This is a genomic window from Acidocella sp. MX-AZ02 (assembly GCF_000306035.1).
In the GTDB taxonomy this organism is placed as follows: domain Bacteria; phylum Pseudomonadota; class Alphaproteobacteria; order Acetobacterales; family Acetobacteraceae; genus Acidocella; species Acidocella facilis.
On sequence record NZ_JH976208.1, the window covers coordinates 280015 to 283264 of the forward strand.

Annotated in this window: 3 protein-coding genes; all 3 read left to right on the forward strand. The window is 65.7% G+C overall.

The features are described 5' to 3' along the window. Positions 1–21: 21 nt before the first annotated feature. Genes MXAZACID_RS09605 through MXAZACID_RS09615 form a run of 3 tightly spaced genes read left to right on the forward strand, consistent with a single transcriptional unit; the run spans position 22 to position 3184 of the window. Positions 22–1065 carry a S1C family serine protease gene (locus tag MXAZACID_RS09605; protein WP_144052733.1) on the forward strand — a complete coding sequence of 348 codons (1044 nt, stop codon included), beginning with the start codon at positions 22–24 and terminating at the stop codon, positions 1063–1065. A 2-nt stretch (positions 1066–1067) separates the two neighbouring features. After that, complete coding sequence (locus MXAZACID_RS09610) at positions 1068–1751, forward strand: response regulator transcription factor (RefSeq protein WP_008494101.1); 684 nt, start codon at positions 1068–1070, stop codon at positions 1749–1751. A 20-nt stretch (positions 1752–1771) separates the two neighbouring features. Further along, positions 1772–3184, forward strand: coding sequence for a HAMP domain-containing sensor histidine kinase (locus MXAZACID_RS09615; protein ID WP_144052734.1), 1413 nt, complete (start codon positions 1772–1774; stop codon positions 3182–3184). Positions 3185–3250 lie beyond the last annotated feature (66 nt).

Consider the following 3250-nt stretch of genomic DNA (forward strand, 5'->3'; position numbering starts at 1 on the left):
TGGCAGCATGGCATGGTTTGAGTGAGAGACGGAAGGGGCGGCATGGGCTGGCTGGCATTGGCGCTGGGGTTGTTTCTGGCCTGTCCGGGGGTGGCGCTGGCGCAGTTCAGCCTGTTTGAGGGCGCGCCGCATTCCCTCGCCCCGCTGGTGAAGATGGTCGCCCCCGGCGTGGTCGGCATTGCCGTCACCGAGGCGTCAGGCGGCTCCGGCGCCACCCCGGCCCCGGTGCATGGCGGCAAGGCCACCCCGCCTCTGACCCAGGCCGCCGGCTCGGGATTCATCATCAGCCCGGACGGCATGATCGTCACCAACGACCATGTCATCGCCGGCGCCGCGCAGATCACCGTGACCCTGGATAATGGCGAAAAATTCACCGCCCAGTTAGTCGGCGCGGATGACCTGACGGATATCGCTGTCATTAAAATCCATCCATCCAAGCCGCTGCAACCGGCCCGTTGGGGGGATTCTTCCAAGGTCCAGGTGGGGGACTGGGTGCTGGCCGCGGGCAACCCGTTCGCGCTCGGAAATTCGTTCACACTCGGCATCGTCTCGGCCGAGGGGCGGGATATCGGCGAGGGCCCGTTCAACCATTTCCTGCAGCTGGATGCGCCGATCAATCCCGGCAATTCCGGCGGCCCGGCCTTCAACATGCAGGGCGCGGTGATTGGGATAAATTCAGCAATTGTCTCGCCTTCCGGCGGATCGGTGGGGATCGGCTTCGCCATTCCCAGCAACAGCGCGGCGCCCATCGTGGCGCAGCTGATCGCCCATGGCGCGGTGGCGCGCGGCTGGCTCGGCGTCTCCGTCGCGGACCTGAGCGATGGCGGCCCGGGGGCGGTGATCACCGGGCTGGAGGCTGGTGGCCCGGCGGACAAAGCCGGGCTCAACCAGTCCGATTTGGTGGTTTCGGTGAATGGCGAGGCGATCTCCGGCGCTGACGGTTTGACGCGGATCATTGCGTCCATGCCGCCTGGGCGGAAGGTAGTCCTTGGGGTAAGGAAAAATGGACATATATTCCACTTGCCGGTCACCGTTGGGCGGCGACCGGCGCAGATAGGGGAGTAGAGATGCGGATACTCGTCGTAGAGGACGACAAGGATGTGGCGGGCTTCGTACTGAAGGGGCTGCGCGAGGCGGGACATACGGTCGAACATGCCGATAATGGGCGTGACGGGCTGTTCCTGGCCGCCTCGGAGAATTTCGACGCCATCATCCTCGACCGCATGCTGCCGGGCGGCATCGACGGTTTGCGACTGCTGGAAACATTGCGTGGGCAGGACAATACCACGCCGGTGCTGTTCCTCTCCGCGCTCGGCCAGGTCGATGACCGGGTGAAAGGCTTGAAGGCGGGCGGTGACGATTATCTCACCAAGCCCTTCGCCTTCGCCGAGCTGCTGGCGCGGGTGGAAGCGCTGACCCGGCGCGGCAAGAGCGACGGGCCGGCGACCCGGCTGCAGGTGGGCGATCTGGAGATGGATCTGCTCTCGCGCTCGGTGCGCCGTGGCCCGACCAAGATCGATCTGCAGCCGCGGGAATTCCGGCTGCTGGAATATCTGATGCGCCATGCCGGCCAGGTCGTCACCCGCACCATGCTGCTGGAAGGCGTGTGGGATTATCATTTCGACCCGCAAACCAACGTGATCGACGTGCATATCTCGCGTCTGCGTCAGAAGATCGACAAGCCGTTCCCGACCGCGCTGCTGCATACCGTCCGCAATGCGGGCTACATGCTGCGCTCCGAAGAACCCTGATCGCGGCTTGATTCAGAACCATGGCTAGATCCAGCGCTGAGCGTATCAAAAGGCAGCGCCCGGCCCGGCGCGGGCTGTGGCGCTCGGCCGGGGTGCGCTTCGCGCTGGTCTATGCCGTGGTGTTTGGTCTCTCCGCCTTCGTGCTGGCGCTGGCCCTCTGGTACTCGGCGCTGAATTTGCTGCAGCGGCAGGTTCAGGCTTCCATCCATGCGGATTTTCAGACGCTGATCGAGCATGACCAGATGGGCGGGCTGCCCTCGCTGGAAGCGGCGATCCAGGAACGGCTGGCAGGGTCGCTGACGCCGGATGGGATCTATTTGCTGAAGGGCCAGAACGGCCAGGTGCTGATGGGCAATCTGGACCAGTGGCCGGCGGGGATGAGCCAGGATAATGCCTGGTATCAGCTCTCGGTGCGCCGCCAGGGTGTGGCCTCCATCGCGCTGTTGCAGATGCAGAAAATGCCCGACGGGTCCAGCCTGCTGGTCGGCCGGGATGTGCGGATGCGCACCAAGCTGCGCAATGTGCTGCGGGCCGGGCTGATCTGGGCGCTGAGCCTGATGATCGCGCTCGGCATTCTCGGCGCGGTGCTGATCCGCTCGCTGTTCCAGCGCACCATTCGCGCCATTTCCGTCACCACCGGCGCGATTGCGCGCGGCGACATCACGCGGCGGGTGCCGGTGACCGGGGTGGGCGACGAGTTCGACGAGCTGGCGGTGACGATCAACGATATGCTGGACCGCATCGCCCGGCTGATGGATGGGGTGCGCCAGGTTTCCAACGCCATCGCGCATGATCTGCGCACGCCGGTGACGCGGGCGCGCGCACGGCTGGAGGATGCGGCCTTGCACGCGCGCAGCGCCGAGGAGATGCAGGCGGCGATCGACCGGGCGACCGAGGATCTGGATGGCATCGTCGCGGTGTTCGAGGCGCTGTTGCGGATTTCCGAGATCGAGGCCGGGGCGCGGCGCGCGGCGTTCGCGTCGCTGGATCTTGCCCCGGTGCTGCTGGATCTGGACGAGCTGTACCGGGCGGTGGCGGAGGAGCGGGAGATCACGCTGGAGACCGAGATCGACGCGCCGCTGATGGTGTTTGGCGATCGCGAGCTGATGCAGCAGGCGGTGGTCAATCTGCTCGACAATGCCTTGAAATTTTCCCCGCCGGGCAGCTCGATCCGGTTCAGCGCGCGGCTGGCGCACGGGGCGGTGCAGATCGTCGTCGCGGATCGCGGGCCGGGGATCGCGGAGGCGGACCGCAAGCGCGCCACCGAGCGGTTTTTCCGCGCCGAGGCGGCGCGCAGCACGGCGGGTTCGGGGCTGGGGCTGTCGCTGGTGTCGGCGGTGGCGCAGCTGCATAATGGCACGCTGCATCTGCAGGATAACGAGCCTGGCTTGCGCGCGGTGATCTGCCTGCCGGCGGATATAAGCCCGGATTAGGAGCAAAAGTTTTTGGGGGTTGAAGGGGAGTTTTTTCAAAAACTCCCCTTCGTGACAAAGGCCGGA

What these genes read in the sequence shown, in the direction of transcription:
- MXAZACID_RS09610 (WP_008494101.1), top strand. Translation starts at nt 1,068, where the DNA reads ATGCGGATACTCGTCGTAGAGGACGACAAGGATGTGGCGGGCTTCGTA.
- MXAZACID_RS09615 (WP_144052734.1), top strand. Translation starts at nt 1,772, where the DNA reads ATGGCTAGATCCAGCGCTGAGCGTATCAAAAGGCAGCGCCCGGCCCGG.